The organism is Delftia sp. WSY_10 (assembly GCF_043104705.1).
GTDB classification, from domain to species: domain Bacteria; phylum Pseudomonadota; class Gammaproteobacteria; order Burkholderiales; family Burkholderiaceae_C; genus Comamonas; species Comamonas tsuruhatensis.
Window position 1 is genome coordinate 162,526 of the sequence record NZ_JBICKY010000056.1, and the last position, 26,752, is coordinate 189,277.

26 protein-coding genes are annotated in these 26,752 nt (G+C 69.0%); 20 read left to right on the forward strand and 6 right to left on the reverse strand.

Going from position 1 to position 26,752, the window contains the following annotated elements; all coding sequences use genetic code 11:
* Window positions 1-248 precede the first annotated feature (248 nt).
* The 12 genes from ACF8ML_RS23370 (at window position 249) to ACF8ML_RS23425 (ending at window position 12,703) form a co-directional block, all read left to right on the forward strand.
* A complete protein-coding gene (locus ACF8ML_RS23370) occupies window positions 249-1,019 on the forward strand; it encodes an SDR family oxidoreductase (protein WP_012202888.1) in 771 nt (256 codons plus the stop codon).
* 11 nt (window positions 1,020-1,030) lie between these two features.
* Complete coding sequence (locus tag ACF8ML_RS23375; protein ID WP_392408140.1) at window positions 1,031-1,924, forward strand: IclR family transcriptional regulator; 894 nt, start codon at window positions 1,031-1,033, stop codon at window positions 1,922-1,924.
* Window positions 1,917-2,714, forward strand: a complete 798-nt coding sequence (locus ACF8ML_RS23380; RefSeq protein WP_047217882.1) for an SDR family oxidoreductase — start codon at window positions 1,917-1,919, stop codon at window positions 2,712-2,714. The genes ACF8ML_RS23375 and ACF8ML_RS23380 overlap by 8 nt, the downstream gene beginning before the upstream one ends.
* A 34-nt stretch (window positions 2,715-2,748) precedes the next feature.
* Entirely contained in the window at window positions 2,749-4,455 is a 1,707-nt protein-coding gene (locus ACF8ML_RS23385; protein WP_392408141.1) for a thiamine pyrophosphate-binding protein, read from the forward strand.
* A 35-nt stretch (window positions 4,456-4,490) separates the two neighbouring features.
* Window positions 4,491-5,966 (forward strand): aldehyde dehydrogenase, encoded by a 1,476-nt coding sequence (locus ACF8ML_RS23390; protein WP_012202892.1) that lies wholly within the window; start codon window positions 4,491-4,493, stop codon window positions 5,964-5,966.
* Between the two features lie 12 nt (window positions 5,967-5,978).
* Window positions 5,979-6,941 (forward strand): VOC family protein, encoded by a 963-nt coding sequence (locus ACF8ML_RS23395; protein WP_016449101.1) that lies wholly within the window; start codon window positions 5,979-5,981, stop codon window positions 6,939-6,941.
* A 52-nt stretch (window positions 6,942-6,993) separates the two neighbouring features.
* The gene (locus ACF8ML_RS23400) at window positions 6,994-7,971 is read left to right on the forward strand and encodes a tripartite tricarboxylate transporter substrate binding protein (protein ID WP_047217886.1); all 978 of its coding nucleotides are present in this window, start codon (window positions 6,994-6,996) and stop codon (window positions 7,969-7,971) included.
* Between the two features lie 43 nt (window positions 7,972-8,014).
* Window positions 8,015-8,236, forward strand: a complete 222-nt coding sequence (locus ACF8ML_RS23405) for a recombinase-like helix-turn-helix domain-containing protein (RefSeq protein ID WP_012202895.1) — start codon at window positions 8,015-8,017, stop codon at window positions 8,234-8,236.
* A 24-nt stretch (window positions 8,237-8,260) separates the two neighbouring features.
* The gene (locus ACF8ML_RS23410; RefSeq protein ID WP_392408142.1) at window positions 8,261-9,286 is read left to right on the forward strand and encodes a Rieske 2Fe-2S domain-containing protein; all 1,026 of its coding nucleotides are present in this window, start codon (window positions 8,261-8,263) and stop codon (window positions 9,284-9,286) included.
* A complete protein-coding gene (locus ACF8ML_RS23415) occupies window positions 9,283-10,242 on the forward strand; it encodes a PDR/VanB family oxidoreductase (protein WP_016449105.1) in 960 nt (319 codons plus the stop codon). The genes ACF8ML_RS23410 and ACF8ML_RS23415 overlap by 4 nt, the downstream gene beginning before the upstream one ends.
* Window positions 10,243-10,310: 68 nt before the next feature.
* Window positions 10,311-11,378, forward strand: a complete 1,068-nt coding sequence (locus ACF8ML_RS23420) for a porin (protein WP_012202898.1) — start codon at window positions 10,311-10,313, stop codon at window positions 11,376-11,378.
* 29 nt (window positions 11,379-11,407) lie between these two features.
* Window positions 11,408-12,703 carry an MFS transporter gene (locus tag ACF8ML_RS23425; RefSeq protein ID WP_392408143.1) on the forward strand — a complete coding sequence of 432 codons (1,296 nt, stop codon included), beginning with the start codon at window positions 11,408-11,410 and terminating at the stop codon, window positions 12,701-12,703.
* Window positions 12,704-12,709: 6 nt separating this feature from the next.
* On the opposite strand, the gene ACF8ML_RS23430 is transcribed toward ACF8ML_RS23425, so the two are convergent.
* Entirely contained in the window at window positions 12,710-13,618 is a 909-nt protein-coding gene (locus tag ACF8ML_RS23430; RefSeq protein ID WP_043789127.1) for a LysR family transcriptional regulator, read from the reverse strand.
* A 72-nt stretch (window positions 13,619-13,690) separates the two neighbouring features.
* Between ACF8ML_RS23430 and ACF8ML_RS23435 the strand changes: the two genes are divergently transcribed.
* The 4 genes from ACF8ML_RS23435 (at window position 13,691) to ACF8ML_RS23450 (ending at window position 16,983) form a co-directional block, all read left to right on the forward strand.
* Window positions 13,691-14,356, forward strand: a complete 666-nt coding sequence (locus ACF8ML_RS23435) for an HAD family hydrolase (RefSeq protein WP_034363438.1) — start codon at window positions 13,691-13,693, stop codon at window positions 14,354-14,356.
* Window positions 14,357-14,422: 66 nt separating this feature from the next.
* Window positions 14,423-15,436 carry a tripartite tricarboxylate transporter substrate binding protein BugD gene (locus tag ACF8ML_RS23440; protein ID WP_012202902.1) on the forward strand — a complete coding sequence of 338 codons (1,014 nt, stop codon included), beginning with the start codon at window positions 14,423-14,425 and terminating at the stop codon, window positions 15,434-15,436.
* Window positions 15,437-15,455: 19 nt separating this feature from the next.
* Window positions 15,456-16,598 (forward strand): DSD1 family PLP-dependent enzyme, encoded by a 1,143-nt coding sequence (locus ACF8ML_RS23445; RefSeq protein ID WP_047326344.1) that lies wholly within the window; start codon window positions 15,456-15,458, stop codon window positions 16,596-16,598.
* A complete protein-coding gene (locus tag ACF8ML_RS23450) occupies window positions 16,588-16,983 on the forward strand; it encodes a RidA family protein (protein WP_047326343.1) in 396 nt (131 codons plus the stop codon). The genes ACF8ML_RS23445 and ACF8ML_RS23450 overlap by 11 nt, the downstream gene beginning before the upstream one ends.
* A 31-nt stretch (window positions 16,984-17,014) precedes the next feature.
* Here ACF8ML_RS23450 and corA read toward each other — a convergent pair whose 3' ends face one another.
* The 4 genes from corA to tsaB all read right to left on the reverse strand — a co-directional run bounded on the left by corA (window position 17,015) and on the right by tsaB (window position 20,368).
* The gene (gene corA / locus ACF8ML_RS23455; protein ID WP_016449112.1) at window positions 17,015-18,001 is read right to left on the reverse strand and encodes a magnesium/cobalt transporter CorA; all 987 of its coding nucleotides are present in this window, start codon (window positions 17,999-18,001) and stop codon (window positions 17,015-17,017) included.
* A 173-nt stretch (window positions 18,002-18,174) separates the two neighbouring features.
* Window positions 18,175-19,116 carry a uracil-DNA glycosylase family protein gene (locus ACF8ML_RS23460; RefSeq protein ID WP_392408144.1) on the reverse strand — a complete coding sequence of 314 codons (942 nt, stop codon included), beginning with the start codon at window positions 19,114-19,116 and terminating at the stop codon, window positions 18,175-18,177.
* Entirely contained in the window at window positions 19,107-19,631 is a 525-nt protein-coding gene (gene rimI / locus ACF8ML_RS23465) for a ribosomal protein S18-alanine N-acetyltransferase (protein WP_016449114.1), read from the reverse strand. Before rimI ends, ACF8ML_RS23460 begins: the two co-directional genes overlap by 10 nt.
* Window positions 19,628-20,368: a tRNA (adenosine(37)-N6)-threonylcarbamoyltransferase complex dimerization subunit type 1 TsaB gene (gene tsaB / locus ACF8ML_RS23470; RefSeq protein ID WP_016449115.1), complete on the reverse strand. Its 741-nt coding sequence runs from the start codon at window positions 20,366-20,368 to the stop codon at window positions 19,628-19,630. Before tsaB ends, rimI begins: the two co-directional genes overlap by 4 nt.
* Before the next feature lie 69 nt (window positions 20,369-20,437).
* On the opposite strand from tsaB, the gene dacB reads away from it, so the two are divergent.
* The 3 genes from dacB to ACF8ML_RS23485 all read left to right on the forward strand — a co-directional run bounded on the left by dacB (window position 20,438) and on the right by ACF8ML_RS23485 (window position 24,107).
* A complete protein-coding gene (gene dacB, locus ACF8ML_RS23475; RefSeq protein WP_034363446.1) occupies window positions 20,438-22,006 on the forward strand; it encodes a D-alanyl-D-alanine carboxypeptidase/D-alanyl-D-alanine-endopeptidase in 1,569 nt (522 codons plus the stop codon).
* Window positions 22,007-22,270: 264 nt separating this feature from the next.
* Window positions 22,271-23,404, forward strand: coding sequence for an SGNH/GDSL hydrolase family protein (locus ACF8ML_RS23480; protein WP_160851538.1), 1,134 nt, complete (start codon window positions 22,271-22,273; stop codon window positions 23,402-23,404).
* Window positions 23,405-23,435: 31 nt separating this feature from the next.
* Window positions 23,436-24,107, forward strand: coding sequence for an OmpW family protein (locus ACF8ML_RS23485; protein WP_016449118.1), 672 nt, complete (start codon window positions 23,436-23,438; stop codon window positions 24,105-24,107).
* Window positions 24,108-24,171: 64 nt separating this feature from the next.
* Here ACF8ML_RS23485 and ACF8ML_RS23490 read toward each other — a convergent pair whose 3' ends face one another.
* Window positions 24,172-25,710, reverse strand: coding sequence for a CoA-acylating methylmalonate-semialdehyde dehydrogenase (locus ACF8ML_RS23490; protein WP_016449119.1), 1,539 nt, complete (start codon window positions 25,708-25,710; stop codon window positions 24,172-24,174).
* 82 nt (window positions 25,711-25,792) lie between these two features.
* Between ACF8ML_RS23490 and ACF8ML_RS23495 the strand changes: the two genes are divergently transcribed.
* Window positions 25,793-26,743, forward strand: coding sequence for a LysR family transcriptional regulator (locus ACF8ML_RS23495; RefSeq protein WP_016449120.1), 951 nt, complete (start codon window positions 25,793-25,795; stop codon window positions 26,741-26,743).
* The last annotated feature ends 9 nt before the right edge of the window (window positions 26,744-26,752 follow it).

Genomic DNA, 26,752 nt, shown 5'->3' on the forward strand with positions numbered 1-26,752 from the left:
AGCGAAGCGACGGCCCGCACCCACTCCCCGTATGAACGCGCCCGCAGGGCGGGCATGTCCTCGCAAGCCATAAAAACGCCCCCATCCAAAACACACCCAGACACACCTCTGTCATCCATTTCCCACACGTCTCCGTGTTTTCCCCAATCCCACCCCGAACCATCAGTCCTAAACTCACGCTTGTTTCAAGAAAAAAGTGTCATTTCAAATTTGAAACAGAAACAAACCCCCTTCGATTGAGGTACGCCATGAACACCACGCCCTCCACAGGCCAGCTTGCCGGCCGCCGCATCCTCGTCACAGGCTCGGCGCGCGGCCTGGGCTTTGCGTTCGCCAAGGCCTTTTGCGAGCAGGGCGCGCGTGTCGCCATGGCCGATCTGCGCGAGGAGCTGCTGGCCGAGTCCGTGGCCCGGCTGCGTGCGCAGGGCTTCGAGGCCCATGGCTTCGGGCTGGATGCCGGCAATCCGGAGTCGATAGAGCGCTGCGCGCAGCAGGCCGTGCAGGCGCTGGGCGGGCTGGACGGCCTGGTGAACAACGCGGCCGTGACCGATTCGGGCGGCAAGGGCATGGACGACATCGATCTGGACAAGTGGGACCAGGTGATGAACGTGAACGTGCGCGGCGTGTGGCTGATGACGCGCGCCTGCCGCGCCGCGCTGCGCGACAGCGGCCGGGGTGCCATCGTGAACCTGGCGTCCGATACCGCGATGTGGGGCGCCCCCAACCTGATGGCCTATGTGGCCAGCAAGGGCGCTGTGATGGCCATGACGCGTTCCATGGCGCGCGAGCTGGGGGCCGACGGCATCACCATCAACGCCGTGGCGCCGGGCCTGGTGCTGGTGGAGGCCACGGAGTACGTGCCCGAGCACCGCCACCGCCTGTACATCGACCAGCGCGCGCTGCAGCGCGAGCAGCGGCCCGAGGATGTGTCGGGCGCCGTGGCCTATGCCCTGTCCGATGGCGCGCGCTTCGTGACGGGGCAGGTGCTGCCCGTCAACGGCGGCTTCGTCATGAATTGAAGGGGTTCGCCATGACCGACACCCCCTCTTCCGGGAATGCCGAGAGCGCCGACAGCGCGGACAACGGCGCCGACAAGTACATGGTGCCCGCGCTGGAGCGCGGCCTGCGCCTGCTGCAGGAGTTCGGGCGCGGCAATGCCACGCTGGGCGCGCCCGAGCTGGCCCGCCGCCTGCAGCTGCCGCGCGCCACGGTGTTCCGCATGCTCAACACGCTGGAGGCCATGGGCTTTCTGCAGCGTGCCGAGGGCAGCAATGACTACCGGCTGGGCCTGTCCGTGCTGCGCCTGGGCTTCGAGTTCCTGTCGTCCATGGACCTGACCGAGCTGGGCCAGCCCGTGATCGCGCGGCTGTGCGGCGAGATCCGCTACCCCTGCAACATCGTGGTGCGCGATGGCCGCTCCATCGTCTATGTGGCCAAGGTCACGCCGCCCACGCCGCTGACCAGTTCGGTGCGCGTGGGCACGCGCCTGCCCGCCCATGCCACGGCCCTGGGCCGCGTGCTGCTGGGCGACCTGTCCCTGCCCGAACTGCGCGCGCTCTATCCCGAGGAGCACCTGGAAGCGCACACGCCCAAGACGCCGCGCACGGTCCTGGACCTGTTCAACCTGGTCGAGGCCGACCGCGAGCGCGGCCATGTGTTCAGCGAAGGCTTCTACGAAAGCTCCATCTGCACCATCGCCGCCCCCGTGCGCGACCACAGCGGCCGCGTGGTGGCGGCGCTGGGTACGACGGTTCCCGCGCCCCATGTGGAGGAGGGCCGTGCCGAGACCCTGATCGCCGGCGTCTGCGACGCGGCGGCCGAGCTGTCCGAGCTGCTGAACTACCGCCCGCAAACGCAGACGCAAACGCAGACGGCACAGCTGCTTTCCCTCAATTCCCGGCGCGCAGGAGGCGGCCATGTTTGATTCCCAACTCAAGGACACCACGGCCGTCGTCACCGGCGGCTCTTCGGGCATTGGCCTGGCCACGGTCGATCTGCTGCTGTCGCAGGGCGCGCGTGTCGCCCTGTGCGGGCGCAGCGCCGAACGCCTGGAGCAGGCCGTGCAGCAGCTGCGCGGACGCCATCCCGAGGCCCGCCTGTTCGCCCAGGCCTGCGACGTGCTCGACGCCGCCCAGGTGCAGCAATTCGCGCGTGACAGCGAGGCTGCGCTGGGTCCGGCCTCCATCCTCGTGAACAACGCGGGCCAGGGCCGGGTCTCGACGTTTGCCAGCACCGACGATGCGGCCTGGACCGAGGAGCTGCACCTGAAGTTCTTCTCGGTGCTGCATCCCACGCGCGCCTTTTTGCCGCAGCTCGAGCGCACGGCTGAGCCGGCCATCGTCTGCGTCAATTCGCTGCTGGCCTCGCAGCCCGAGCCGCACATGGTGGCCACCTCGGCCGCGCGCGCCGGCCTCAAGAACCTGGTGCGCTCCATGGCCACCGAGTTCGCGCCCAAGGGCGTGCGCGTCAACGGCATCCTGGTCGGCCTGATCGAGTCCGGCCAGTGGCGCCGCCGCTTCGAGGCGCGCGAGGACCGCAGCCAGGACTGGAACGCCTGGAGCGCCGACCTCGCCCGCAAGAAGTCCATTCCGCTGGGCCGCCTGGGCTCGCCCGACGAGGCCGCGCGCGCCATCTTCTATCTCGCCACGCCCCTGTCCTCCTACACGACCGGCAGCCACATCGACGTCTCCGGTGGTCTTGCACGGCAAGCGTAGTGCTTCAGCCCCTTCACCCGATTCAAAGCAGAACATGACTTCTTCCGCATCCAAAATCACCGTCGGCGCCGTTGTGGCCCAGTTCCTCGAACACTGCGGCGTGCAGGCCGCGTTCGGGGTGATCTCCATCCACAACATGCCCATCCTGGACGCGATGCATGCGCGCGGCAGGGTCCGCTTCGTGATGGCGCGCGGCGAGGCCGGCGCCGGCAACATGGCCGATGCCTGCGCGCGTTCCACCTCCAGCCTGGGCGTGTGCATCACCAGCACCGGCCCGGCCGCAGGCAACATTGCGGGCAGCCTGGTGGAGGCCTATACGGCCGGCACGCCGCTGCTGCACATCACGGGCCAGATCGAGACGCAGTACCTGGACCAGAAGCTGTCGTACATCCACGAGGCGCCCGACCAGCTGACCATGCTGGGCGCCGTGTCCAAGGCGGCGTTCCGCGTGCGCAGCGCCGAGACCTGCCTGTCCACCCTGAAGGCCGCCGTGCAGGCCGCCATGACCGCGCCGACCGGTCCGGTGAGCGTGGAGATTCCCATCGACATCCAGCAGACCGTGATCGACATGCCGGCCGACCTGTCGCCGCTGCCGGTGGCCGTGCTGGCCCCCAGCGAGGCATCGCTGGATGCGCTGGCCGACACGCTGGCCAAGGCACGCCGCCCGCTGCTGTGGCTGGGTGGCGGCGCACGCCACGCAGTCGCTGCCGTGCAGCGCCTGAAGGCGCTGGGCTTCGGCATCGTCAGCACGGGCCAGGGCCGCGGCATCGTGGCCGAGGACGATCCGGCCTCGCTGGGCGCCTACAACATCCAAAAGCCCGTGGAGGCCTTCTACCAGCGCTGCGACGCCATGCTGGCCGTGGGCACGCGCCTGCGCAGCAACGAAACGTTGAAGTACGAACTGAAGCTGCCGCGCCCGCTGCTGCGCATCGATGTGGACGCCGCCCAGCAGGGCCGCTGCTATGCCGATGACGGCTTTGTCTGCGGCGACTCGGCCCTGGCGCTGACGGGCCTGGCCGACCGGCTGGAGGCGCGCGGCTACAAGGCCGACCCCGAGCTGCTGGCCGACCTGCGCCAGGTGCACGACGAGGCCGTGGCCACCATGCGCGACGGCCTGGGCCCGTACAGCGTGCTGGTGCAGGAGCTGCAAAAGGCCGTGGGCCGCAACTTCAACTGGGTGCGCGACGTGACCGTCTCCAACAGCACCTGGGGCAACCGCGAGCTGCGCTTTTTCGAGCCCAACGCGGGCGTGCACGCCACGGGCGGCGGCATCGGCATGGGCATGCCCATGGCCATCGGCGCGGCCGTGGGCGCGGCGGTCAGCGGCTCGGGCCGCAAGACGCTGGGCCTGGCGGGCGATGGCGGCTTCATCCTGAACCTGGGCGAGCTGGCCACGCTGGTGCAGGAAGAGTGCGACACCCTGATCGTGCTGATGAACGACCAGCGCTACGGCGTGATCCAGAACATCCAGGATGCCTCCTACGGCGGCCGCCGCTGCTATGTGGAGCTGCACACGCCCGACTACGCGCAGCTGTGCGCCTCCATCCAGCTGCCCCATGCCCGCGTGCAAGACCTCAAGGAGCTGCCGGCCGTGCTGGCCTCGGCCTGGCCGAAGAAGGGCCCCTTCCTGCTGGAGATCGACATGCGCGCCATCGGCAATTTCAAGGCCACGTTCTCTGGCCCGCCCGTGAACAAGCTGGACCAGATCCCGGCCACCACCACGGCGTCCAAGGCCGCCTGAGGCGGCTGGATTCGAACGAACGAGAGAGGCTCACCATGTCGAACCTGGAACTGCTCCCCATCAATATCGCCGGCGAATGGCGCCTGGGCGGCGGCGGCGAATCCACCACGCTCTATCCCGCCACCGGCGAAGTGGTGGGCCGCCTGCGCGCGCCCAGCCTGGAGGATGTGGAGGAGGCCATCCAGAAGGCCGACCACGCCTTCCGCACCAGCGGCTGGGCCCAGAAAAAGCCCCATGAGCGCGCGGCCGTGCTGCACCGCGTGGCCCAGCTGATCCGCGAGCGCGCCGAGCCCCTGGCCCAGCTGCAGCGCCTGGACAACGGCAAGCCCATCAAGGAAACACGCATGCTGGTGGCCAGCGCCGCCGCCACCTTCCAGTTCTTTGCAGCCGCCTGCGAGACCATGGAGGAAACCATCACGCCCTCGCGCGGCGACTTCATGACCATGAGCGTGTACGAGCCCATGGGCGTGGTGGCGGCCATCACGCCGTGGAACTCGCCGATCGCCAGCGAGGCGCAAAAGCTGGCGCCCGCGCTGGCCGCCGGCAACGCCGTGGTCGTCAAGCCCGCCGAGGCCACGCCGCTGCTGGCGCTGGAGCTGGCCAGGATCTGCGAAGAGGCCGGCGTGCCCAAGGGCCTGGTCAGCGTGCTGCCGGGCCGTGGCTCGGTGATCGGCGATGCCATCACCAAGCATCCGCTGGTCAAGCGCGTGTCGTTCACGGGCGGCACGTCCACGGGCAAGCACATCGCCCACATCGCGGCCGACAAGATGATGCCGGTCTCGCTGGAGCTGGGCGGCAAGTCGGCCACCATGGTGCTGGCCGATGCCGACATCGACCATGCCGTCAACGGCGTGCTCTACGGCATCTTCAGCTCCTCGGGCGAGTCGTGCATCGCGGGCTCGCGCCTGTTCGTGGCGCGCAGCCTGCATGCCGAATTCATGCAGCGCCTGACGGCCAAGGCCGCCGCGCTGCAGGTGGGCGACCCGGCCGACGAGCGTACGCAGATGGGGCCGCTGATCACCGCCAAGCACCGCGAATCCATAGAGAGCTATGTGGCCCTGGGCCTGTCCGAGGGCGGCCGGCTGCTCACGGGCGGCCAGCGGCCCGAGGGCGCGCAGTTCGAGCGCGGCTACTACTACCGCCCGACCATCATCGACGGCGTGAAGAACGACTGGCAGATCTGCCAGCAGGAAATCTTCGGCCCCGTGCTCGTGGCCATGCCCTTCGACAACGAGGACGACCTGCTCGCCCAGGCCAATGACAGCGTCTACGCGCTGGCCGCCGGCATCTGGACGCGCGACTACAAGAGCGCCTGGCGCATTGGCCGCGCCGTGCAGGCCGGCACGGTCTGGATCAACACCTACAAGCAGTTCTCCATCTCCACGCCCTTCGGCGGCTGGCGCGACAGCGGCCTGGGCCGCGAGAAGGGACGGCTGGGCATACAGCAGTACATGGAGCAAAAGAGCATGTACTGGGGCTTGAACGACCAGCCTTTGGCCTGGGCGAACTGAAAGGGAATCGACATGAGCGTACTGGGCATAGACGAAATCACCTACGGCGCGGACGACCTGGCCACCTGCCGCCGCTTCTTCCTGGACTGGGGCCTGGCGCTGGTGCAGGAAGCGGACGACCGGCTGGTGTTCGAGACCCTCAACGGCTGCCGCGTGATCGTGGCCGCCGTGGACCATCCCGATCTGCCGCCCGCCATCGAGGCCGGCCCCACGCTGCGCGAAGTGGTCTGGGGTGTGGAAAGCGAGGCGGACCTTGCGCTGTACGCCAGCCGCATTGCCGCGTTGCCGGGCTTCACACAGGGCCAGGGGCGCATAGGCTGCACCGACCCCAACGGCCTGTCCGTGCGCCTGCAGGTCACGCAAAAGCGTGATGTGGATGTGCAAGGCGCCGCCTACAACACCTGGGACCGCAAGGACCGCGTCAACCAGGCCAGCCCGGCCTACGAGCGCGCCCAGCCCATCGAGGTCGGCCATGTGGTGTTCTTCGTCAAGGACGTGCAGGCCTGCGAGCGCTTCTACGTGGACAACTTCGGCTTCGCAGCCTCGGACCGCTACCCCGAGCGCGGTGCCTTCCTGCGCTGCGCGCCCGACGGCGGCCACCACGACATCTTCCTGCTGCAGCGCCCCGCCAAGGACGCGGGCCTGAACCACGTGGCCTTCACGGTGCGCGACATCCACGAGGTCTTCGGCGGCGGCATGCACATCTCGCGCTGCGGCTGGGACACCCAGCTGGGCCCGGGCCGCCATCCCGTGTCCTCGGCCTATTTCTGGTACTTCCGCAATCCGGCCGGCGCCCTGGTCGAGTACTACGCCGACGAGGACCAGCTCACCGCCGACTGGCAGCCCCGCGAGTTCGAGCCCGGCCCCACGGTGTTTGCCGAATGGGCCATCGATGGCGGCATCGACGGCAACACCCGGCGCCAAAAGGGCGTGGGTACCAGCGACGGGAAATTCATCACCGACAAGCGGCATTGAGACCGCGCCTGACGGCCTACCCCCACAACCCAACCACCCCACGGCCCCCACCATGAACAAGACACGTCGCCAGGTTTCTCTTGCCGCTGCATTCCTGGCTGCAGCCACGCTGTCCGGCACCGCGATGGCCCAGGCCTATCCGGCCAAGCCCATCACCATCATCGTGGCCTATCCGGCCGGTGGCGACACCGATGCCATGGCGCGCCTGTATGCCGAGAAGCTGTCCACGCGCCTGGGCCAGCCCGTGCTGGTGGACAACCGCCCCGGCGCCAGCGGCACCATCGGCAGCGTGCATGTGGCCAAGGCCTCGCCGGACGGCTACACGCTGCTGCTGGCGCCCAATACCTTCGCCATCGCGCAGTTCGTGCTCAAGACGGCCTCGGGCTCCAGCTACGACGTGCTGCACGGCTTCACGCCCATCGTGCAGACCAGCGTGCAGCCCATGTTCGTGGCCACCAACCAGGCTTCGGGCATCAAGGACATGAAGACCCTGATCGCCCAGGGCAAGCGCGACGGCCTGACCTACGCCAGCCCCGGCAGCGGCTCGCCCATGCACATCCTGGGCGAGATGTTCAACCGCGCCGCCGGCACGCGCATCGCCCACATTCCCTACAAGGGCGTGGCACCTGCCGTCAACGACCTGATCGGCGGCCATGTGCCCACGACCTTCATGACCTGGGGACCGATCGCGCCCTACGTCGGCGGCAAGGTCACCGCCCTGGCCGTGGCCGACAGCCAGCGCAGCGCGCTGGCCCCCAATGTGCCCACCCTGGCCGAGCTGGGCGTCAAGGATGTGGAAGTGTCCGCATGGCAGGGCCTGTTCGGCCCCAAGGGCATGTCGCCCGAGACCGTGAAGCTGCTGAACACGCACCTCAACGAGATCCTGAAGATGCCCGACGTGGTCTCCAAGATGGCCACCTTCGGCGCGCTGCCCGCAGGCGGCGAGCCCGCGCGCCTGGAAAAGACGAATGCCGCCGATTTCAATCGCTTCGGCAAGCTAATCAAAGACCTGGACATCCGCGCCGACTGAGCGCAGCCAACCCCACACAAGACAGTTTTCGAAGGAGAGAACCATGGCCGCTGATCGCTATCTCGAGCCGCACCAGGCGCGCGAACGTGCCCCCACCCTGATGGAAGACCTGCTGGGCGATTCCATCGAACGCGCCTTCGGCGAAGGCGTGCAGACCCTGCCCGAACTGGTGGCCTATCTCAACCGCAGCGGCCCCGCCGGCGAAAACGGCCAGGCCTGGACCGAAGACAGCTTCCAGGCGCTGATGGCGCGGCTGGGCTATTGATACCGAGCAGGACTGGAGAGCCCCATGAACGTACAAACCATCACCATCGACCCGGTGGACGGCCTGCTCAACAAAGGCCTGAAGAACCTCTGGTACGCGGTCTGCCCCTCGGACTTCGTGAAGACCCAGCCCGTGTCGGTGCGCCGCTTCGGCCGCAAGATCGCGCTGTGGCGCGATGCCGCCGGCCAGGTCCACGCGCTGGAAGACCATTGCCCGCACCGCGGCGCGCCGCTGTCGCAGGGCGTGATCCTGGGCGACCGCCTGGCCTGCCCCTACCACGGCGTGGAAGTGCGCTGCGACGGCACGGTGACCAAGGTGCCCGGCAGCCCCGGCTGCAAGCTCGAAGGCTCGCGCGCGGCGCTGGCCTTCCATGCACGCGAGGTGCATGGCGCCATTTTTCTCTACAACAGCGACAAGGCCGTTGACGAGGCGCCCGAGTTCACGCTGCCCGAGGAGCTGACCTCGCCCGAGTACTCCAACTTCCTGTGCTATGCCGAGTGGCGCAGCGACTACCGCTATGCGCTGGACAACGTCATGGACCCCATGCACGGTACCTTCCTGCACAAGCAGTCGCACTCCATGGCCGAGGGCGACAGCAAGGCCACGTTCCAGGTGCGCGAGACCGATGACGGCTTCGTCTTCGAGAAGGTGGGCCAGCGCGGCGTGAACTTCGACTGGACCGAGTGGGGCAGCACGGGCGTGCACTGGATGCGCCTGGAAATCCCCTATCCCAAGACCGGCGGCCCCGGCGGCAACTTCGCCATCGTGGCCTGCGTCACGCCCATCAGCGCCGACCTGTGCTCCGTGTTCTTCTGGCGCTGCCGCAAGGTGCAGGGCTGGATGCGCGACACCTGGCGCTTCCTGTACCGCAACCGCCTGGAGGCGCGCCACTGGGCCGTGCTGGAGCAGGACCGGATCATGATGGAGCAGATGGAGCTGGACGCCAACGAGCGCGAGAACCTCTACCAGCACGACATCGGCCTGGTGCGCCTGCGCCGCCACCTGCGCCGCCTGGCCCAGGAGCAGATCGACGAAGGCGCCGCATCATGAGCACCAACCTCCAGGCCTTCGTGCACACGCTGCGCTTCGAGGCCCAGGACACCATCAGCGTGGACCTGCGGCCCGTGGCGGGCGGGGAGCTTCCCGCCTTCACGCCGGGCTCGCACATCGATCTGCACCTGCCCAACGGCCTGGTGCGCAGCTACTCGCTGAGCAACCCCAGCGAAGAGCGCCACCGCTACGTGGTCGGCGTGCTGCGCGACCGCGCCAGCCGCGGCGGCTCGCGCTGCGTGCACGAGTCGCTGCGCGTGGGCATGCCCATCACCATCTCCGAGCCGCGCAACCATTTCGCGCTGGACGAAAGCGCCGCGCACACCGTGCTGGTGGCCGGCGGCATCGGCATCACGCCGCTGCTGTGCATGGCGCGCCGGCTCAAGGGCCAGGGCCGCTCGTTCGAGATGCTGTACTTCGCCCGCGAGCGCAAGGGCGCGGCCTTCCTGGAAGAGCTGCAGGCGCTGGGCATGCCGCTGCACCTGCACTTCGACAGCGAGGCCGGCGGCCCGCCCGACCTGCGCGCGCTGCTGGCCCAACGCCAGCCCGACGCGGGCACGCACCACTACGCCTGCGGCCCCACGCCCATGCTGGACGCCTTCGAGAAGTTCTGCGCCGAGCTGGGCCACGCCAACGCCCACATCGAGCGCTTCACGCCCGTGGAGGTCAAGGCCGCCGATGACGCGCGCAGCAACTACACGGTGGAGCTCAAGCGCAGCGGCCGCTTCATCGAGATCACGCCCGAGAAGTCGCTGCTCGACACCCTGCTGGATGCCGGCATCCAGATGGACCACAGCTGCTGCGAAGGCGTCTGCGGCTCCTGCGAGACGCGTGTGCTCGAAGGCATTCCGGACCACCGCGACTCGGTGCTCAGCCCCAAGGAAAAGGCCAGCAACAAAGTGATGATGGTCTGCGTTTCCGGCTGCAAGAGCGAACGTTTAGTGCTCGATATCTGAGCAGGCAATCAGACCTGCACGGCAACAACCCACCACCCCCAAGCCACCACCCCAGAGGAGACAACCCCATGAAAACCATCCATACGCCCATGCTGGGCGTGGCGCTAGCCTGCCTGGCGTCCTTGCCCGGTGCCGCTTCGGCGCAGTCCAAGGTCGAGATCTTCGGCGTCGTCGATGTCGGCGTCACGCACCTGAACGGCTCCGGCCCCTCCAAGACCGGCCTGTCCACGGGCGGCGCCAACATCAGCCGCATCGGCTTTCGCGGCACGGAAGAGCTGGGTGGCGGCCTGCGCGCTGGCTTCTGGCTGGAGGCGGGCATGGACGTGGACAGCGGCTCGGGCAAGGCCAGCGGTGGCGGCCTGAGCTTCAACCGCCGCTCCACCGTGAGCCTGTCGGGCGACTTCGGCGAAGTGCGCCTGGGCCGCGATGACTCGGCCACCTTCCTGAGCACGCTGATCTTCGACCCCTTCCTCACCAACGGCGTGGGCGGCACCATGGGCTTCACCATGCTGGGCATTCCCGGCACGGGCACGGCCACGGGCGGCGCGCCCATCCAGATCAGCAACGCGGTCAGCTACTTCCTGCCGCAGAACCTGGGCGGCTTCTACGGCCAGGTGCAGGTGGCCATGGGCGAGCAGGCGCGCAGCGCGCCCAACAAGAACCAGGGCGACTACCGCGGCCTGCGCTTCGGCTACCGCCAGGGCCCCTTCAACGGCGCACTGGCCACGGGCAAGTTCTATGGCGACAGCGATGCGACCAACCTCACGGCCAGCAACGTGGGCCTGAGCTGGGACTTCGGCGTGGCCAAGCCCATGCTGCTGTGGGCCAGCGAAAAGCGCGGCGCCCTCAAGGTCACCGCCCTGCAGCTGGGCGTGACCGCGCCCGTGGGCATGGGCGAGTTCAAGGCCTCCTACGGCCACTACAACACCGACGGCAGCAATGCCGACTGGAACAAGATCAGCGTGGGCTACGGGCACAACCTGTCCAAGCGCACCCAGGTCTACGGCACGGTGGCCTTCCTCAAGAACAAGGACGGCGCGGCCAAGTCCATCGGCGTGCAGGGCCTGTCGGCCCCGGGCACCACGCTGGGCGGCCGCTCCTCCGGCTTCGAGGTGGGCGTGCGCCACTTCTTCTGATACAGCCCATCGGGCGATAGAGACTTGCCATGAAAGATATGCGTGCGGCCCGCTGGTGGGGGGTGATCAGCCTCTTCATCATCGTCGCCATCTCCTATGTGGACCGGATCAACCTTTCGATCCTCATCCTCGACCAGGGATTTCTGGACCACATCGGGCTGACGCACGACGACCGCACGCGCCAGGGCCTGCTGGCCACGGCCTTCATGGTGGGCTACGGCGTTTCTTCCTTCGTGTTGACGCCGTTTTGCGCGGCGCTCTTCGGCGTGCGCCGAAGCCTGGTGGTCGGCCTGCTGCTGTGGGGCGCCGTGTCCTTTCTGTCCCCGGCCATGAACAGCTATGGCCTGCTGCTGGCCTCGCGCATCCTGCTGGGCATCTCCGAAGGACCGCTGTACTCGCTGGCGGGCAGCTACATCAAGGCGCATTTCCAGAGCCACGAGAACGGCTTGCCCAACTCCTTCGTGAACATGGGCACGGGACTGGGGCTGGCGGTGGGCTATCCGCTGATCGGCTACCTGGTGGCCGGCCATGACTGGCGGACCTCGTTCCACGTGCTGGGCCTGATCAATGTGGCCATCGGCATTCCGCTGGTGCTGGCCTTCATCCGCATGCCCCGCGTGGACACCGGCATGCCGCGCCCGCGCTCGCTGGGCGAGGCGGTGGGCCAGGTCGGCCAGATCGTGCGCGGCGCCATGCACACGCGCTATCTGGTGCTGGTGGCCGTGCTGTCGGCGGCCTTCTTCTCCTACCTCTGGGGCAGCAGCAACTGGCTGCCGGCCTACCTGGAGTCGCGCGGCTTTTCGCTGCGCGAGATGGGCTGGCTGGCCTCGCTGCCGCAGTACGCCACGGTATTGGCCGTGCTGGTCGGCGGCATCGTCATCGACCGCCTGCCGCGCCGCCAGGTGCCGCTGATCTTCGTCGGCGGCAGCCTGGGCCTGGCGTTGGCCATCTGGCTGGCCATCCACATGGAAGACCGCTACGCGGCGGCCTACTGCCTGATCGCCGCCAACTTCTGCTGGGGCCTGATGAGCCCGGCCATCCCCAGCACCGTGCAGTACTGCGCGCGGCCCGAGCATGTGGCCAGCGCCTACGGCGTCGTCAACGGCACGGCGACCCTGGTGGCGGGCTTCATGCCTGCGCTCATGGGGGCCGTCATCGGCTGGACATCGCATTCGGCCGGTGGCGGTTTCGTTGCCGGCTTCGGCCTGCTGGTGGGCACGCAGCTGGTGGTCATGGTCTGCGGCCTGGTGCTGTGGCTGCGCGAGCGCGGCCAGGGCACCCACGGTGCCAGAGATGCCCGGGACACCTCCGCGCGCACGGCCTGACCTGCACTACAGCGCGCCCGCTGCGGCGCACTGCTCCAGAAACGTCACCAGGGCCTGCACGCGCGCCGTGCGTCCCTTGCGCGTGGGCACCAGCAGGGTGACGGGCGCGCTGCCGAAATGCCAGTCGGGCAGCACGCGCACCAGCCGGCCCTCGGCAATGGCCGGTGCCATGTCCCATTGCGAACGCAGCACCAGGCCCAGGCCCTGTTCGGCCCAGTGGCGGGCCACGCCGCCATCGTTGGTCACATAGGACGGCGTCACACGCAGGGTCTGGCCGTCCACGGCACGCCGGCTGGCGGCGGGGCGCAGGTGCCACAGCGTCACATCCTCCTCGTTCTCGCGGATGCAGATGCAGGCGTGCTCCAGCAATTCGCGCGGCGTGGCGGGCGTGCCATGGCGGCGCAGGTAGCCGGGGCTGGCGCACAGCCAGCGGTCGTTGGCAGCCAGCTCGCGCGCCACCCAGGAGGAGTCGCGCACCGTGCCGATGTGGACCACGGCATCGGCATCGTGGCGATCGGGGAACGGCGTTTCGCGCAGGTCCAGCTGCAGTTTCAGTTGCGGGTGCTGGCGCGTGAAGGGCACCAGGGCCGGGGCCAGCCGGCTGCGCCCGTAGCCAAAGGGCGCGGCCAAGCGCAGCGTGCCGCCCAGCTGGCGGGCATCGCCGTGCAGCGAGTCGCGCAGCTCCTCGATCTGGCCCAGCAGCCGCACGGCCTCGCGGGCAAAGCGCTCGCCCTCGGGCGTCAGCGCCAGGCGCCGCGCGCTGCGGTTGGCCAGGGACAGGCCCAGTTCGGCCTCCAGTCGGCGCAGGCGCATGGACAGTGCAGGCGGTGTCACGTCAAGCGCACGGGCCGCCGCGCTCAGCGAGCTTTCGCGTAGCAAGGCGGCGGCAAGCTGCAGGTCTTCGATGGCAATCATTCAATTTGCCTTAACGATTGATGACGGAGGATTTAACCACGACCATGGTCTTGGTCCGTACAGTGCCAAGGCATGAACACCCCATACCCCACCTCTGCCGCATGGCCCCGGGCCGTGCTCTTCGACCTGCTGACCGCCTTGCTGGACTCCTGGACCGTCTGGAATGCGGCCGCCGGCAGCGAGGCTGCCGGGCGCGACTGGCGCGCCGAATACCTGCGCCTGACCTATGGCTGCGGCGCCTACCAGCCCTATGAGGACCTGGTGCGCACGGCGGCCCGCAACCGGGGCCTGCCCGAGGCGGTGGCCGACAGGCTGGAGGCGCAATGGGAGCAGCTGCAGCCCTGGGATGGCGCACGCGAGCTGCTGGCCGCCCTGCGCCCGCACTGCCGCCTGGCCGTGGTGACCAATTGCTCCGAGCGCCTGGGTCAACGTGCCGCCGCGCTGCTGGGCGTGGATTGGGATGTGGTGGTGACCTCGGAAGCAGCAGGCTTCTACAAGCCCGACCCCCGGCCCTACCAGCTGGCGCTGGACCGGCTGGGGCTGCCTGCGGGCCAGGCCGCCTTCGTGGCCGGATCGGGCTATGACCTGTTCGGCACCTCGGCCGTGGGCCTGCGTACCTTCTGGCACAACCGCGTGGGCCTGTCGCGGCCCACGGGCGCGCCGCAGGCCGAGGCCGAAGCACCCACGCTGGCGCCCGCACTGCCCTGGCTCAGGGACTTTTCCCCGCAGCAGGGCTGAACCCCGAGGGTGCAGCCGGTGCTGTGCCCGCCGTCCTTTCCTGTCCACCCTTGTGAGGAGCCTGCCATGCAGCTGCGTCCAGCCCTGCCGTTGTCCCTTGTGTCCGCATTCCCGGTCCTGTCCATCGTCTGTGCCATGGCGTGGAGCCAGGGAGCCCTGGCGCAGGCCGGCGCTGCCTTTCCGGCCAGGCCGGTCACGCTGGTCGTGCCGTTTCCCCCGGGAGGCCCCAGCGATGCGCTGGCCCGTGCCGTGGCTCAGAAGATGGGGGAGCATCTGGGCCAACCCCTGGTGATCGAGAACCTGGGTGGCGCCAATGGAACCATCGGCCTGAACCAGGCGCGCAAGGCTGCCGCCGACGGCTACACCCTGTCCTTTGGCGGCATAGGCACGCATGTGGTCAATGTGGCCTTGTACCGCAAGCTGCCCTATGACCCCGTGGCCGACTTCGCCCCAGTGGGACCTGCGGGCGCGGCGCCCATGCTGCTGCTGGCGCGTGCCAATCTGCCGGCCTCCGACCTGCGCCAGTTCGCCGAGTGGCTCAAGCGCAACCAGGCCGCAGCCTCCTATGGCAGCGCCGGCGTGGGCTCGATATCGCACTATGGGTGCGTGCTGCTGCTGTCGGCGCTGGGCCAAAGCCCCACCCATGTTCCCTATCGCGGGATCGCGCCTGCCATGAACGATCTCATGGGCGGACAGACCGATTTCATGTGCGACCAGACGACGACGGCGCTGCCGCAGATCGCGGGCGGCCGCATCAAGGCGATTGCGGTGCTGGGAACACAGCGCCTGGCTCAGCTGCCGGGCACGGCGGCCAGCGCCGAGGCCGGCCACCCCCTGCAGGCGCGCTCATGGAACGCGATCTTCGCACCACGCGGCACGCCGCCGGCGGTGCTCGCGCGGCTGACGCGGTCGCTGCAGCACGCCATGGGCGATGCGGGCCTGCGCGCACAGATGGCCGCGCTGGGGGTGGAGCTGCCGTCGCCCGAGCAGGCCGTGCCGGCCACGGTCTCCGCCTTGATCGAACAGGGACTGCGCAACGACGTGCCTGCCCTCAAGGCCAAAGGCCAATACCTGGATTGACGATGGAGAGAGAAACACCATGCAAGACACACTTCTGACCCTGGACACGCCCGCTGCCGTGATCGACCTCGCACGCATGCAGCGCAACATCCACCGCATGCAGCAGCGCATGGACGCGCAGGGCGTGCGCCTGCGCCCCCATGTGAAGACCAGCAAGAGCGTGCCCGTGGCCGCCGCGCAGCGCGCGGCCGGGGCCTCGGGCATCACGGTCTCCACCCTGAAGGAGGCCGAGCAGTTCTTTGCCGCTGGCACCACCGACATCCTCTATGCAGTCAGCATGGCGCTGCACCGCCTGCCGCAGGCCCTGCAACTGCGCCGGCGCGGCTGCGATCTCAAGCTCATCGTGGACAGCGTGGCGGCGGCCCAGGCCATTGCCGCGTTCGGCCGCGAACAGGGCGAGGCCTTCGAGGTATGGATAGAGATCGACACCGACGGCCACCGCTCCGGCGTGGGCGCCGAAGATGCGCCGCTGCTGCTGGCCATTGGCCGCACGCTGCACGACGGCGGCATGCGCCTGGGCGGCGTGCTCACGCATGCCGGCTCCAGCTACGAGCTGGACACGCCCGATGCGCTGCAGGCGCTGGCCGAGCGCGAGCGCGCCGGCTGCGTGCAGGCCGCCGAAGCCCTGCGCGCGGCCGGCCTGCCGTGCCCCGTGGTCAGCGTGGGCTCCACGCCCACCGCGCTGGCGGCATGCCGGCTGGACGGCGTGACCGAGGTGCGCGCAGGCGTCTATGTGTTCTTCGACCTGGTGATGCGCAACATCGGCGTGTGCACGGCCGAGGACGTGGCGCTGTCGGTGCTGGCCACCGTGATCGGCCACCAGGCCGACAAGGGCTGGGCCATCGTGGACGCAGGCTGGATGGCCATGAGCCGCGACCGGGGCACAGCGAAACAGCGGCAGGACTTCGGCTACGGCCAGGTCTGCGACCTGCAGGGGCGGGTGATGCCGGGCTTCGTGCTGACCGGCGCCAACCAGGAGCACGGCATCCTGGCGCGCGCTGATGGCGCGATAGAGGCCGACATCGCCGCCCGCTTTCCCCTGGGCACGCGGCTGCGCATCCTGCCCAACCATGCCTGCGCCACGGGCGCGCAGTTCCCGGCCTACCAGGCGCTGGCGGCAGATGGCTCGGTGCAAACCTGGGAGCGGCTCCATGGCTGGTGAAAACGGGATCGATCTGCGCCATGCATCGCCGAACCTGCCTGCGCCGGGCGGCCACTACAGCCACACGGCCACGGGCCAGGGGCTGGTCTTCGTGTCAGGGCAGCTGCCCATACGGCCCGACGGCACGCGCCTAGTGGACGCCAGCTTCGAGGACCAGGCGCGCCAGGCGCTGGCCAATCTGGCGGCGGCGCTGGAGCTGGCCGGCAGCGGCGTGCCCCGCCTGCTGCAGGTGCGCGTGTACCTGGACGACATGGCGCACTGGCCGGCCTTCGACCGCCTCTATGCCGACTGGGCCGGCACGCACCGGCCCGCGCGCGCCGTGGTGCCCACGGGGGCGCTGCATTTCGGGTTGAAGGTGGAAATCGAGGCCGTGGCGCTGGCCTGAAGAAAGCCCGGCCCGAGGGGGCCGGCTGCCGCTACTTCAGCCAGCCGCGCTTGCGGAAGTAGAGCATGGGCCCCACGGCGCTGAGCACCATGAGCGCGATGACGTAGACGTAGCCGAACTCCCATTCCAGCTCGGGCATGAAGCGGAAGTTCATGCCGTAGACGCTGGCGATCAGCGTGGGCGGCAGCAGGGCCACGCTGGCCACCGAGAAGATCTTGATGATCTTGTTCTGGTTGATGTTGATGAAGCCGACGGTGGCATCCATCAGGAAGTTGATCTTGTCGAAGAGGAAGGCCGTGTGGCTGTCCAGCGATTCGATGTCGCGCAGGATCTGGCGCGCTTCCTCGAACTGCTCGGCATTGAGCATCTTGGAACGCATCATGAAGCTGACGGCGCGGCGCGTGTCCATGACGTTGCGGCGGATGCGGCCGTTCAGGTCTTCCTGGCGCGCGATGGCGCCCAGCACTTCGCGGGCCACGTCGTCGGTCACGTCGCCGGACAGCACCATCTTGCTGGCCTTCTCCAGGTCGTCGTAGATGCCTTCGAGCGTATCGGCCGAGTACTCGGCGTCGGCGTCGAACAGCTTGAGCAGCACGTCCTTGGCCTCGTCGATCAGGCCCGGCGCGCGGCGCGCGCGCATGCGCAGCAGCCGGAAGACCGGCACGTCCTCGTCATGGATGGAGAACAGCACGCCGCAGCTGCGCAGGTTCTTGTTGTGCTCGTTGACGATGAAGGCCACGCGCACGGAGCGGGGGTCCTCGTCATCGTCGATCAGGAAGTCGCTGCGGATGTGCAGCTCGCCGTTGTCTTCTTCGTAGAAGCGGGCCGATTCCTCGATGTCGTCGTCCATCGCATCTTCGGGGATGGACAACTCGTAGTGCTGCTTGATCCAGCGCTTTTCCTCGACCGTGGGCGACTCCAGGTCCACCCAGATCGGCTTGAAGCGGGACAGCTCCTCCAGCGACTCGATCTCTTCTTGAACCAGGCGGCCATTGGCCAGCGTAAAGATGTTGAGCATAGGCTCACTCCAGGTGTTCTTCTCAGGCGTGCGGGGTATCGGGGGTGCTTTCAACCCCACAGGCCAACCGGGAGTTGAAAGCTACCAACTGGGGTAGGTTTCCACGGAGCTTTCTCCAAGATGCAAAGCATCGGATTATGCAGCGTTGCGCTGCAGCATGCGGGCCGGCCGCGCTATTCGGAAGCGGCTCCAGGGGGCATCTGGCGGCCTGTCACAAAAGCCTGGGCATGGCACAGGTCGGCCCAGGCGCCGGCCTTGGCCTGGGGGGCGCGCAGCAGATAGTTGGGGTCGTAGCTGACCACGGCCGGCACACCGGCGATGCGGTGAGGCTCGGCGCGCAGGCGGCCCAGGGCCTCCTGGCGCCCCAGCACGGCGCGCGCCGTGGCCAGGCCCAGCACCAGCACGCAGGCCGGGCGCAGATCGCGCAGCAGTGCCTCCAGCGACGGTTGCAGGGCCGGGACCTCGGGCGCCTCCTGGCCTTCGGCCGGAGGCTGCACGCGGTGCAGGGCGGCGCTGTACAGGCGCGGATGGTCCTGCAGGTTCAGCGCGCGCAGCATGTTGTCCAGCAGCCGGGCCGCGTCGCCTTCCAGCGCGGTGCGCGCGCAGTCGGGGCCGGGGCGCCGGGCGGGCGGCAGCGGCAGGGAGTTGGCCGGCGGCTCCAGCAGGATCAGCCAGCCGCCTTCGCCGCCATCACCGGCCGGCGGCGTTGCCGCATACACGGGACGCACGGGGCCCAGCCGCCAGCCCAGGCCCGGTGCGCCGGCCACGGGCTGCTGCACGTAGCGGCGCGGCGGGCGTTCGCGTTCGGGGATGACGGGTGCGGGAGGCGGTGGCGCCTGGACCGGCGCCTGAACGCGTGCGGGCGTTGGCGCGGCGACAGGCGCCGGTGCATCAGGCGCCGGTGCAGCAGACGCCGGGGAGGGCGCCTCCTGCACGGGCGGCGGCACGGGGCGGGCCACCAGCGGATCCGCCAGGGGCGCCGCTGCAGGCGCATCGGCGGGCACAGCCAGGGCCTCGGACAGCACGGCGGGCGCGGTCTCGGGTTCGGGCAGCCAGACAGTGATGCCCATGGCATGCAGCATGGCCCGCTGGCGGGTGTCTAGATTCAGGGCCATAGCTTGAGGCTCATGAGCACGGCATGCTCGCGCGGGCCGTCGTGCATGGGGTAGTAGTTCTTGCGCAGGCCCACCTCCTGGTAGCCATGCGCGGCGTAGATGCTGCGTGCGCGGACATTGCTCTCGCGCACTTCCAGCCAGATCCATTGGGCCTGGCGCTGGCGCGACCACAGGGCCAGGGCGTCCAGCAGGATGCGGGCCCAGCCCTGGCGCTGGCGCGCCGGGGCCACGGTGATGTTGAGCAGGTGCACCTCGTCGAGCACGATCATGGCGACGAAGTAGCCGACCAGCCCGCCCTGGGCATCCACCAGCAGCTGGGTTTCATAGCCGGCCGCCATGGCGTCGATGAAGTTGCCGCGCGTCCAGGGATGGGAATAGGCCTGCTGCTCCACGGGCAGCAGCGTGTCCAGCCACAGCACGTTCAGCGGCTCGAAGCGCACGCTGTCCCGCTCCGACGCCAAGGCGTCGGTCAGGGGCGGCAGCGGCCGCGAGGGCTGTGGCGTGTGCGTGCTCATGCCTGGGCAGGAGGGGTCTCTGTGGTCTGCACGGGTGAAGCAAGCGCGGCTGCCGCCTTGGCAGCCTCGCGCTCGGCCGTGGTCTGCGCGACTTTATCGCGGATGTAGCGCGGCAGGGCCTGGTCGGCCGGCAGGGCGCGGTCGGCCGCCAGCATCGCAGGGGCCAGGCGCAGCATGGCGGCGGCCGTGGGCAGCGCAGCCACATGGCTGGCCTGGGGCGCCAGGCGCTCGCCATAGGCGGCCAGGGCGTTGCCGGCCACCACGGTGCCGGGCGGCAGCTGCAGGGCCTCGGGCGCGCACAGGCCGAAGTCGCCGCTTTGCTCGCCGATGTCGTTCCAGCGGCCATCGGCCCAGTGGTAGGCGGCGTGGTAGACCTCGTTCATGCGCGCATCGATCACGGCGATGAGGTCGGTGCAGCCGTATTGCATGCGCGCCTGCTCGGCCACGGCCAGCAGGCTGTCCATGGGCAGCACGGGCACGCGGGCGGCAAAGGCCAGGCCCTGGGCCACGGAGCACGCCGTGCGCAGGCCTGTGAACGAGCCCGGACCCCGGCCGAAGACGATGGCCCGCAGCTCGGCGAACTCCAGTCCGGCCTGGGCCATAAGGGCCAGGATGGCGGGGATCAGCTCGGTCGAGGTCTGCGGGCCGCCGGGGCCGCTGTGTTCCCAGACGGCATCGCCGCGCTGCACGGCGATGGAGAGGGTGTCGGTACTGGTGTCTAGGGCAAGAAGATTCATGGCGTGGGGCAGGCGGCGGTGCCGCAGCAAGCCCTGGATTATCGGTGCCCCGCCCGGCCCGCGCGCGGCATGGCCGCAATGACCGGCGTAGACTTGCCGGCCATGTTGCATCTTTCGCTGTCTTCTTTCCTTATTTCCTCGATTTCCTCCGCCTTCTCACTCGGAACGCCGCGTTCACACCGGGGCCTGGCAGCCGCGCTGCTGGCGGCGGCTGCCCTGCCCGGCATGGCCATTGCCCAGGCCGATGCGCCCACGTCACCGGCGGCCCTTTCCACCAAGACTGCGCGCGAAAGCCGGCTGCCGCCTCCCGTGGAAGCCGCCCTGGCGCGCGCCAAGCTGCCGCGCGAGGCGGTCTCCGCCCTGGTGGTGGAGGTCGATGGCCGGGCCGCTCCGCGCCTGGACTGGCAAAGCCATGTGGCCATGAACCCGGCCTCGGTGATGAAGCTGGTCACCACCTATGCGGCGCTGGACCAGCTGGGTCCTGCCCATGTCTGGCGCACGCCCGTCTTCCTGGGCGGGCCGGTGCAGGACGGCGTGCTGCGCGGGCCGCTGTACATCCAGGGCCAGGGCGATCCCAAGCTCGTGATGGAGCGGCTGTGGCTGATGCTGCGCCGCCTGCAGGGCATGGGCATCAAGGTCATCGTGGGCGACATCGTGCTGGACCGCAGCGCGTTCTCCGTCCCCGCCCACGATCCCTCCACCTTCGACAACGAGCCCTGGCGCCCCTACAACGTGGCGCCCGACGCCCTGCTGGTCAACTACAAGGCCGTGACGGTCGGCTTTGTGCCCGACGCCGCGGCGGGCGTGGCGCGGCTGCAATACGACCCGCCGCTGGCCGGAATCCAGCAACAGGAAACCGTGCCCCTGGCGCCGGCAGGCAGCGAGTGCGGCGACTGGCGCGCCCGGCTGCAACTGGACATGGCCGACCCGTTGCGCATCGCCTTTGCCGGCACGTTCCCGGCCAGCTGCGGCGACAAGAGCTGGTCGCTGGCGCCGGCCCAGCCCGAGGCCTTCGCGGCGCGCGCCATCGAGGGCATGTGGCGCGAGCTGGGCGGCAAGCTCACGGGCACCGTGCGCGACGGCCGCGTGCCGGCCGGCCTGCAGCCGGCCTTCCAGAGCGAATCGCCCTCGCTGGCCGAGGTGGTGCGGGACATCAACAAATACAGCAATAACGTCATGGCCCAGCAGGTGTTCCTGACCATGGGCATGCAGCGCACCGGCGTGGCCAGCTTCGAGGCCTCGCGCCAGGCGCTGGGCCAGTGGTGGCAGGCGCGCTGGGGTGCGGCCGAGCAGCCCGTGGCCGACAACGGCGCGGGCCTGAGCCGCGAGGCGCGCATCACGGCCTCCGGCCTGGGCCGCATGCTGCAGCAGGCCTGGGCCTCGCCCGTGATGCCGGAGTTCGTGGCCTCCATGCCCATCGTCGGCGTCGATGGCACGCTGCGCCGCAGCCTCAGCCGCGTCCAGGGCATGGCGCACCTGAAGACCGGCACGCTGCGCGATGCCTCGGCCCTGGCCGGCTATGTGGATGGCGCCAGCGGCCGCCGATACGTGCTGGTGGCCATGGCCAACCACGCCAATGCGGCCGCCGCGCGCGCGGCCTGGGATGCGCTGGTGGACTGGACGGCGCACGACCGCTGATACGCCGCCTGCGCTCCTGTTCCAGGGCCTGCTTTTGCAGGCCCTTTCCGTTGTGTTTCCGCCTCCTGCCCGGCAAGGGCCTTGTCCTGCCTGCGGGCGCCAGACCGGTATTTATCGTCTATTCGCCCGCGTGCGAAATGCCCGGTCGGCCCGCGATTCCTATCGGTACTTGCCCGGTGTCGCCAAGGTGCGACTGTCGCTACGATGGCAATCACCAAAAAAAGCACGGTCGTGCTATTCACAACACTTCACGGAGATCACACCTTGGCAAATCGTTATCGAATCCTCGCGGCCTCCCTGGCCACGGCCGGCCTGCTGGCCGCTTGCGGTGGCGGCAGCGGCGCCGACACCACCCCCCGTGCCAAGATCACCTCCGTCAAGGTGATGGGCGACAGCCTCTCCGACAGCGGCACCTTCGGCTACAAGTTCACCGTGCAGAACGCCACGCTGACAGGCGCCGGCTCCAACCAGGTCTGGGCCGAGCGCGTGGCGGGCCTGTACAACATCTCCCTGTGCCCGCGCTTCAACGGCACGGCCTTCACGCCCAACACCTCGTGCAACAACTACGCCGTGGGCGGCGGCCGCATCAACTACACCAGCGCGCCCACGGCGCCCATCTCCATCACGCAGCAGATCCTGCTGGCCGGCGCGGCTGGCTTCACGGCCGATGACCTGGCCGTGATCGACGGCGGCGCCAATGACGCGGCCGACGTGATCGGCGCCTTCCTGGCCGCTTCCAGGGACCAGGGCGCCAACTTCAAGGCGCTGCTGTCCACCAAGATCGACGCGGCCACGCTGGGTGCGCTGCTGCAGCAGGGCCAGGCCGGCATGGCCCAGGCCGGCGGCCTGTACATGCAGAACCTGGCCAAGGGCTATGTGTCCACCATCCAGGCGAATGTGCTGGGCAAGGGCGCCACGCGCGTGGCCATCCTCAACGTGCCGGCCATCACGCTGACGCCGCGCTTCCAGCTGGTACTGCAATCGGTGGCCCAGCAGCAGGGCTCGGCCGCCGCCGCCCAGCTGGAGACCGTGTTCGACGGCTGGGTCAAGGCCTTCAACCAGCAGGTTGCCAACGGCTTCGCGGGCGAGAGCCGCGTGGCCATCATCGATTTCTACAGCGAGTTCCGCCAGCAGATGGCCGACCCCGCCCAGTACGCCTACACCAACGTGAAAAAGGCGGCCTGCCCTGCCACCGGCGTGGGCGCCGACGGCCTGCCCACCTACAGCTTCCCGACCTGCACCGAGGCCGCGCTGTCCGCCTCCATTCCCGTGGGCGAGACCAGCGCCAACTGGTGGAAGAGCTATGCCTTTGCCGACAGCTTCCACCCCACGCCCTATGGCCATCAGCAGATGAGCCAGCTGGCCTCCCGCACCCTGGCCCGTGCCGGCTGGCTGTGATCGCAGTCATGCAGCACGAGGAGACACATCCATGAAGACATTCCTGCGCATCACCGCCGCCGTGGCCATGGCCACGGCCTGCATGGCCGCCACCGCCCAGTCCGCCGGCACCTGGAGCGTGCGCCTGGGCGCCACGCGCATCGATCCCCAGACCAGCAGCGGCTGGCTGAGCACACCCAGCTTCCCCGACACCCGCGTGGACGTGAAGGCCAACAGCCAGCTCACGGGCGGCGTGACCTACATGGTCACCAACAACTGGGCCATCGACGTGCCCATGGGCCTGCCGTTCAAGCATGACTTCGTGGGCAATGGCGCCATCTCCGGCACGGGCAAGCTGGGCCGCACCAAGGTGCTGCCCGCCACCGTGTTCGCGCAGTACCGCTTCGGCGAGGCCAACTCCGCCTTCCGCCCCTACCTGGGCCTGGGCGTGACCTATGCCAAGTTCTTCGGCGAGCGCACCACGGCCTCCCTCAACGGCCTGACCGGCGGCACGCTGGCCAACCCGACCACGGCCTCGGTGGACAGCAAATGGGGCCTGACGCCCCAGATCGGCTTCGTCTACAACTTCAACGAGCGCTGGTTCCTGGACGTGGCCTACTACAAGAGCTTCCTGAAGACCACGGCGCACCTGTCCTCGGGCCAGAGCGTGTCGCTCAAGCTCAATCCGAACGTCTACGCCATCGGCATCGGATACCGCTTCTGACAGGTCGCAGTCCCCAAAGAAAAACCAGCCCGCGGGCTGGTTTTTTCATGGAGGGGGACTGCGCCTACTTGGCCGTGGGCATCACGAATTCCGCACCCTTGGGCGTGCTCTCGGGCCAGCGCTGCATGATGCTCTTTTGGCGGGTATAGAAGCGCACGCCTTCCTCGCCATAGGCGTGCATGTCGCCGAACAGGCTGCGCTTCCAGCCGCCGAAGCCGTGCCAGGCCATGGGAACGGGAATCGGCACGTTGATGCCGACCATGCCGACCTCGATGCGGCGGCCGAACTCGCGCGCCACATTGCCGTCGCGCGTGAAGCAGGCCACGCCGTTGCCGAACTCATGGTCGTTGACCAGCTGCACGGCCTCGGCGAAGTCCTTGGCGCGCACCACGGCCAGCACGGGGCCGAAGATCTCTTCCTTGTAGATGCGCATGTCGGGCGTGACATGGTCGAACAGCGTGCCGCCCAGCCAGAAGCCGCCCGAGGTGTCCGTGCCTGTGGAGGAGCCGGCCGCCTTGCCGTCGAAGCCCCGGCCATCGACCAGCAGCTGCGCGCCTTCCTTGACGCCCAGGTCGATGTAGCCGCTGATGCGCTCGTGCGCGGCGCGGGTCACGATGGGGCCCATTTCCGCGGCCAGGTCCTCGCCGTCCAGCACCTTCAGCGCCTTGGTGCGCTCGATCAGGCGCGGCAGCAGCTGGTCGGCCACGTCGCCCACGAGCACGGCCACGCTGATGGCCATGCAGCGCTCGCCGGCCGAGCCGTAGCCGGCGCCGATCAGTGCGTCCACGGCCTGCTCGATATCGGCATCGGGCATGACCACCATGTGGTTCTTGGCGCCGCCCAGGGCCTGCACGCGCTTGCCGTGGCGCGCGCCCGTCTCGTAGATGTAGTTGGCAATCGGCGTGGAGCCCACGAAGCTCACGGCCTTCACGTCGGGATGCTCGATCAGCGCGTCCACCGCCTCCTTGTCGCCCTGCACCACGTTGAACACGCCGTCAGGCAAGCCCGCCTGCTTGAGCAGGTCGGCGATCAGCAGCGACGGTGTGGGATCGATGGGACTGGGCTTGAGCACGAAGGTATTGCCCGCCGCAATGGCCACCGGGAACATCCACATCGGCACCATCACCGGGAAATTGAAGGGCGTGATGCCCGTGACCACGCCCAGGGGCTGGCGCAGCGTCCAGTTGTCGATGCCGGTGGAGACCTGGTCGGTGAAATCGCCCTTGAGCAGCTGCGGAATGCCGCAGGCGAATTCCACGATGTCGATGCCGCGGCTGACTTCGCCCTGCGCATCGGTGAAGACCTTGCCGTGCTCGGCCGTGATCGCATGGGCCAGCTCGTCCTTGTGCTGGTTGAGCAACTCCAGGAAGCGCAGCAGCACGCGTGCACGGCGGATGGGCGGCGTATCGGCCCACTTCGGGAAGGCCGCCTTGGCCGCCGCCACGGCGGCATCGACATCGGCGCGCGAGGCCAGGGCCACGCGGCCCGTGACCTGGCCGGTGGCCGGGTTGGTCACGTCCTGCCCGCGGTCGCTGGCACCTGCCGTGCGCTGGCCGTTGACGTAGTGGACGATGGAAGCGAAGGAGGTGTTTGCGGTGTTCATGCCAGGCAGTCTAGAAGTGCGCTTTCTGCCTGCCTAGGCGCTGCGCTTGAATTGATTGTTCAATTTGCTGAACAATCCATGCATGGCAAATGAAAAACCCGATGCCAAGGCCGAGGCCTTGTGGAGCCACCTGCACTGGCTGGTCGTGCTGGAGCAGCAGGGCAGCTTCACCTCGGCCGCCGCGCGCCTGGGCGTGAGCAAGGCGGCCATGAGCCAGCGCGTGGCCGAACTGGAGCGTGCAGCCGGCATCGCCCTGGTCACCCGCACCACGCGCAGCGTGCGCCTGACCGAAGCGGGCCAGCGCCTGGTGGACGACACGCGCGGTGCCTTCGAGCACATTGCCCACAGCTTCTCCGGCGTGCGCGACCTGGCTGCCGCACCGCGCGGCCTGCTGCGCGTGACGGCGCCGCTGGCCTTTTCGCGCCAGCAACTCATGCCGCGCCTGCCGGCCTTCCTGCGCGCCCATCCGCAGATCCGGCTGGAGCTGGACCTATCGGACCAGATACGCTCGCTGGCGCTGGAAGGGTTTGATCTGGCCATACGCCACGTCACGGCGCCGCCCGAAACCCATGTGGCCTGGGCGCTGGCGCCCACGCGCTCGCTGCTCGTGGCCAGCGCGGACTACCTGGCCGCGCACGGCACCCCGTCCACGCCGCAGGACCTGGCCGCGCACCACTGCCTGCACTATCCACGCACCCAGGGTGCCCCGGCCTGGAGCTTCGTTCCCCGCGACGCCGGCGTGGACGGCGTGCGCGTCGTCGTTCCCGTGACCGGCGGCTTTGCCGCCAACAACAGCGAAATCCTGCGCGACGCGGCACTGGCCGGCCTGGGCATCGCCCTGGTTCCGGACTTCAGCGCGCAATCGGGCCTGGCATCCGGCCACCTGAGCGAAGTCCTGCCCGGCTGGCGGCCCGTCGACGCCTTCGGCGAACAGCTGTTCGCCATCCGCCCCTACGCCAGCCACGTCCCGCGCGCGGTGGCGGTGTTCGTGGACTTTCTGCGGGAGTCGTTTGCGGCAGGGTTCATCCGCTGAGGGCGAGCC

Coding starts and splice junctions, on each gene's coding strand:
- tsaB (WP_016449115.1), bottom strand. CDS start 20,368: ATGAATCTTCTTGCCCTAGACACCAGTACCGACACCCTCTCCATCGCC.
- ACF8ML_RS23440 (WP_012202902.1), top strand. CDS start 14,423: ATGCAGCTGCGTCCAGCCCTGCCGTTGTCCCTTGTGTCCGCATTCCCG.
- ACF8ML_RS23430 (WP_043789127.1), bottom strand. CDS start 13,618: ATGATTGCCATCGAAGACCTGCAGCTTGCCGCCGCCTTGCTACGCGAA.
- ACF8ML_RS23490 (WP_016449119.1), bottom strand. CDS start 25,710: ATGAACACCGCAAACACCTCCTTCGCTTCCATCGTCCACTACGTCAAC.
- ACF8ML_RS23375 (WP_392408140.1), top strand. CDS start 1,031: ATGACCGACACCCCCTCTTCCGGGAATGCCGAGAGCGCCGACAGCGCG.
- ACF8ML_RS23370 (WP_012202888.1), top strand. CDS start 249: ATGAACACCACGCCCTCCACAGGCCAGCTTGCCGGCCGCCGCATCCTC.
- corA (WP_016449112.1), bottom strand. CDS start 18,001: ATGCTCAACATCTTTACGCTGGCCAATGGCCGCCTGGTTCAAGAAGAG.
- dacB (WP_034363446.1), top strand. CDS start 20,438: ATGGCCGCAATGACCGGCGTAGACTTGCCGGCCATGTTGCATCTTTCG.
- ACF8ML_RS23405 (WP_012202895.1), top strand. CDS start 8,015: ATGGCCGCTGATCGCTATCTCGAGCCGCACCAGGCGCGCGAACGTGCC.
- ACF8ML_RS23390 (WP_012202892.1), top strand. CDS start 4,491: ATGTCGAACCTGGAACTGCTCCCCATCAATATCGCCGGCGAATGGCGC.
- ACF8ML_RS23395 (WP_016449101.1), top strand. CDS start 5,979: ATGAGCGTACTGGGCATAGACGAAATCACCTACGGCGCGGACGACCTG.
- ACF8ML_RS23435 (WP_034363438.1), top strand. CDS start 13,691: ATGAACACCCCATACCCCACCTCTGCCGCATGGCCCCGGGCCGTGCTC.
- ACF8ML_RS23485 (WP_016449118.1), top strand. CDS start 23,436: ATGAAGACATTCCTGCGCATCACCGCCGCCGTGGCCATGGCCACGGCC.
- ACF8ML_RS23425 (WP_392408143.1), top strand. CDS start 11,408: ATGAAAGATATGCGTGCGGCCCGCTGGTGGGGGGTGATCAGCCTCTTC.
- ACF8ML_RS23420 (WP_012202898.1), top strand. CDS start 10,311: ATGAAAACCATCCATACGCCCATGCTGGGCGTGGCGCTAGCCTGCCTG.
- ACF8ML_RS23385 (WP_392408141.1), top strand. CDS start 2,749: ATGACTTCTTCCGCATCCAAAATCACCGTCGGCGCCGTTGTGGCCCAG.
- ACF8ML_RS23400 (WP_047217886.1), top strand. CDS start 6,994: ATGAACAAGACACGTCGCCAGGTTTCTCTTGCCGCTGCATTCCTGGCT.
- ACF8ML_RS23445 (WP_047326344.1), top strand. CDS start 15,456: ATGCAAGACACACTTCTGACCCTGGACACGCCCGCTGCCGTGATCGAC.
- ACF8ML_RS23460 (WP_392408144.1), bottom strand. CDS start 19,116: ATGGCCCTGAATCTAGACACCCGCCAGCGGGCCATGCTGCATGCCATG.
- ACF8ML_RS23380 (WP_047217882.1), top strand. CDS start 1,917: ATGTTTGATTCCCAACTCAAGGACACCACGGCCGTCGTCACCGGCGGC.
- ACF8ML_RS23410 (WP_392408142.1), top strand. CDS start 8,261: ATGAACGTACAAACCATCACCATCGACCCGGTGGACGGCCTGCTCAAC.
- ACF8ML_RS23450 (WP_047326343.1), top strand. CDS start 16,588: ATGGCTGGTGAAAACGGGATCGATCTGCGCCATGCATCGCCGAACCTG.
- ACF8ML_RS23495 (WP_016449120.1), top strand. CDS start 25,793: ATGGCAAATGAAAAACCCGATGCCAAGGCCGAGGCCTTGTGGAGCCAC.
- ACF8ML_RS23415 (WP_016449105.1), top strand. CDS start 9,283: ATGAGCACCAACCTCCAGGCCTTCGTGCACACGCTGCGCTTCGAGGCC.
- rimI (WP_016449114.1), bottom strand. CDS start 19,631: ATGAGCACGCACACGCCACAGCCCTCGCGGCCGCTGCCGCCCCTGACC.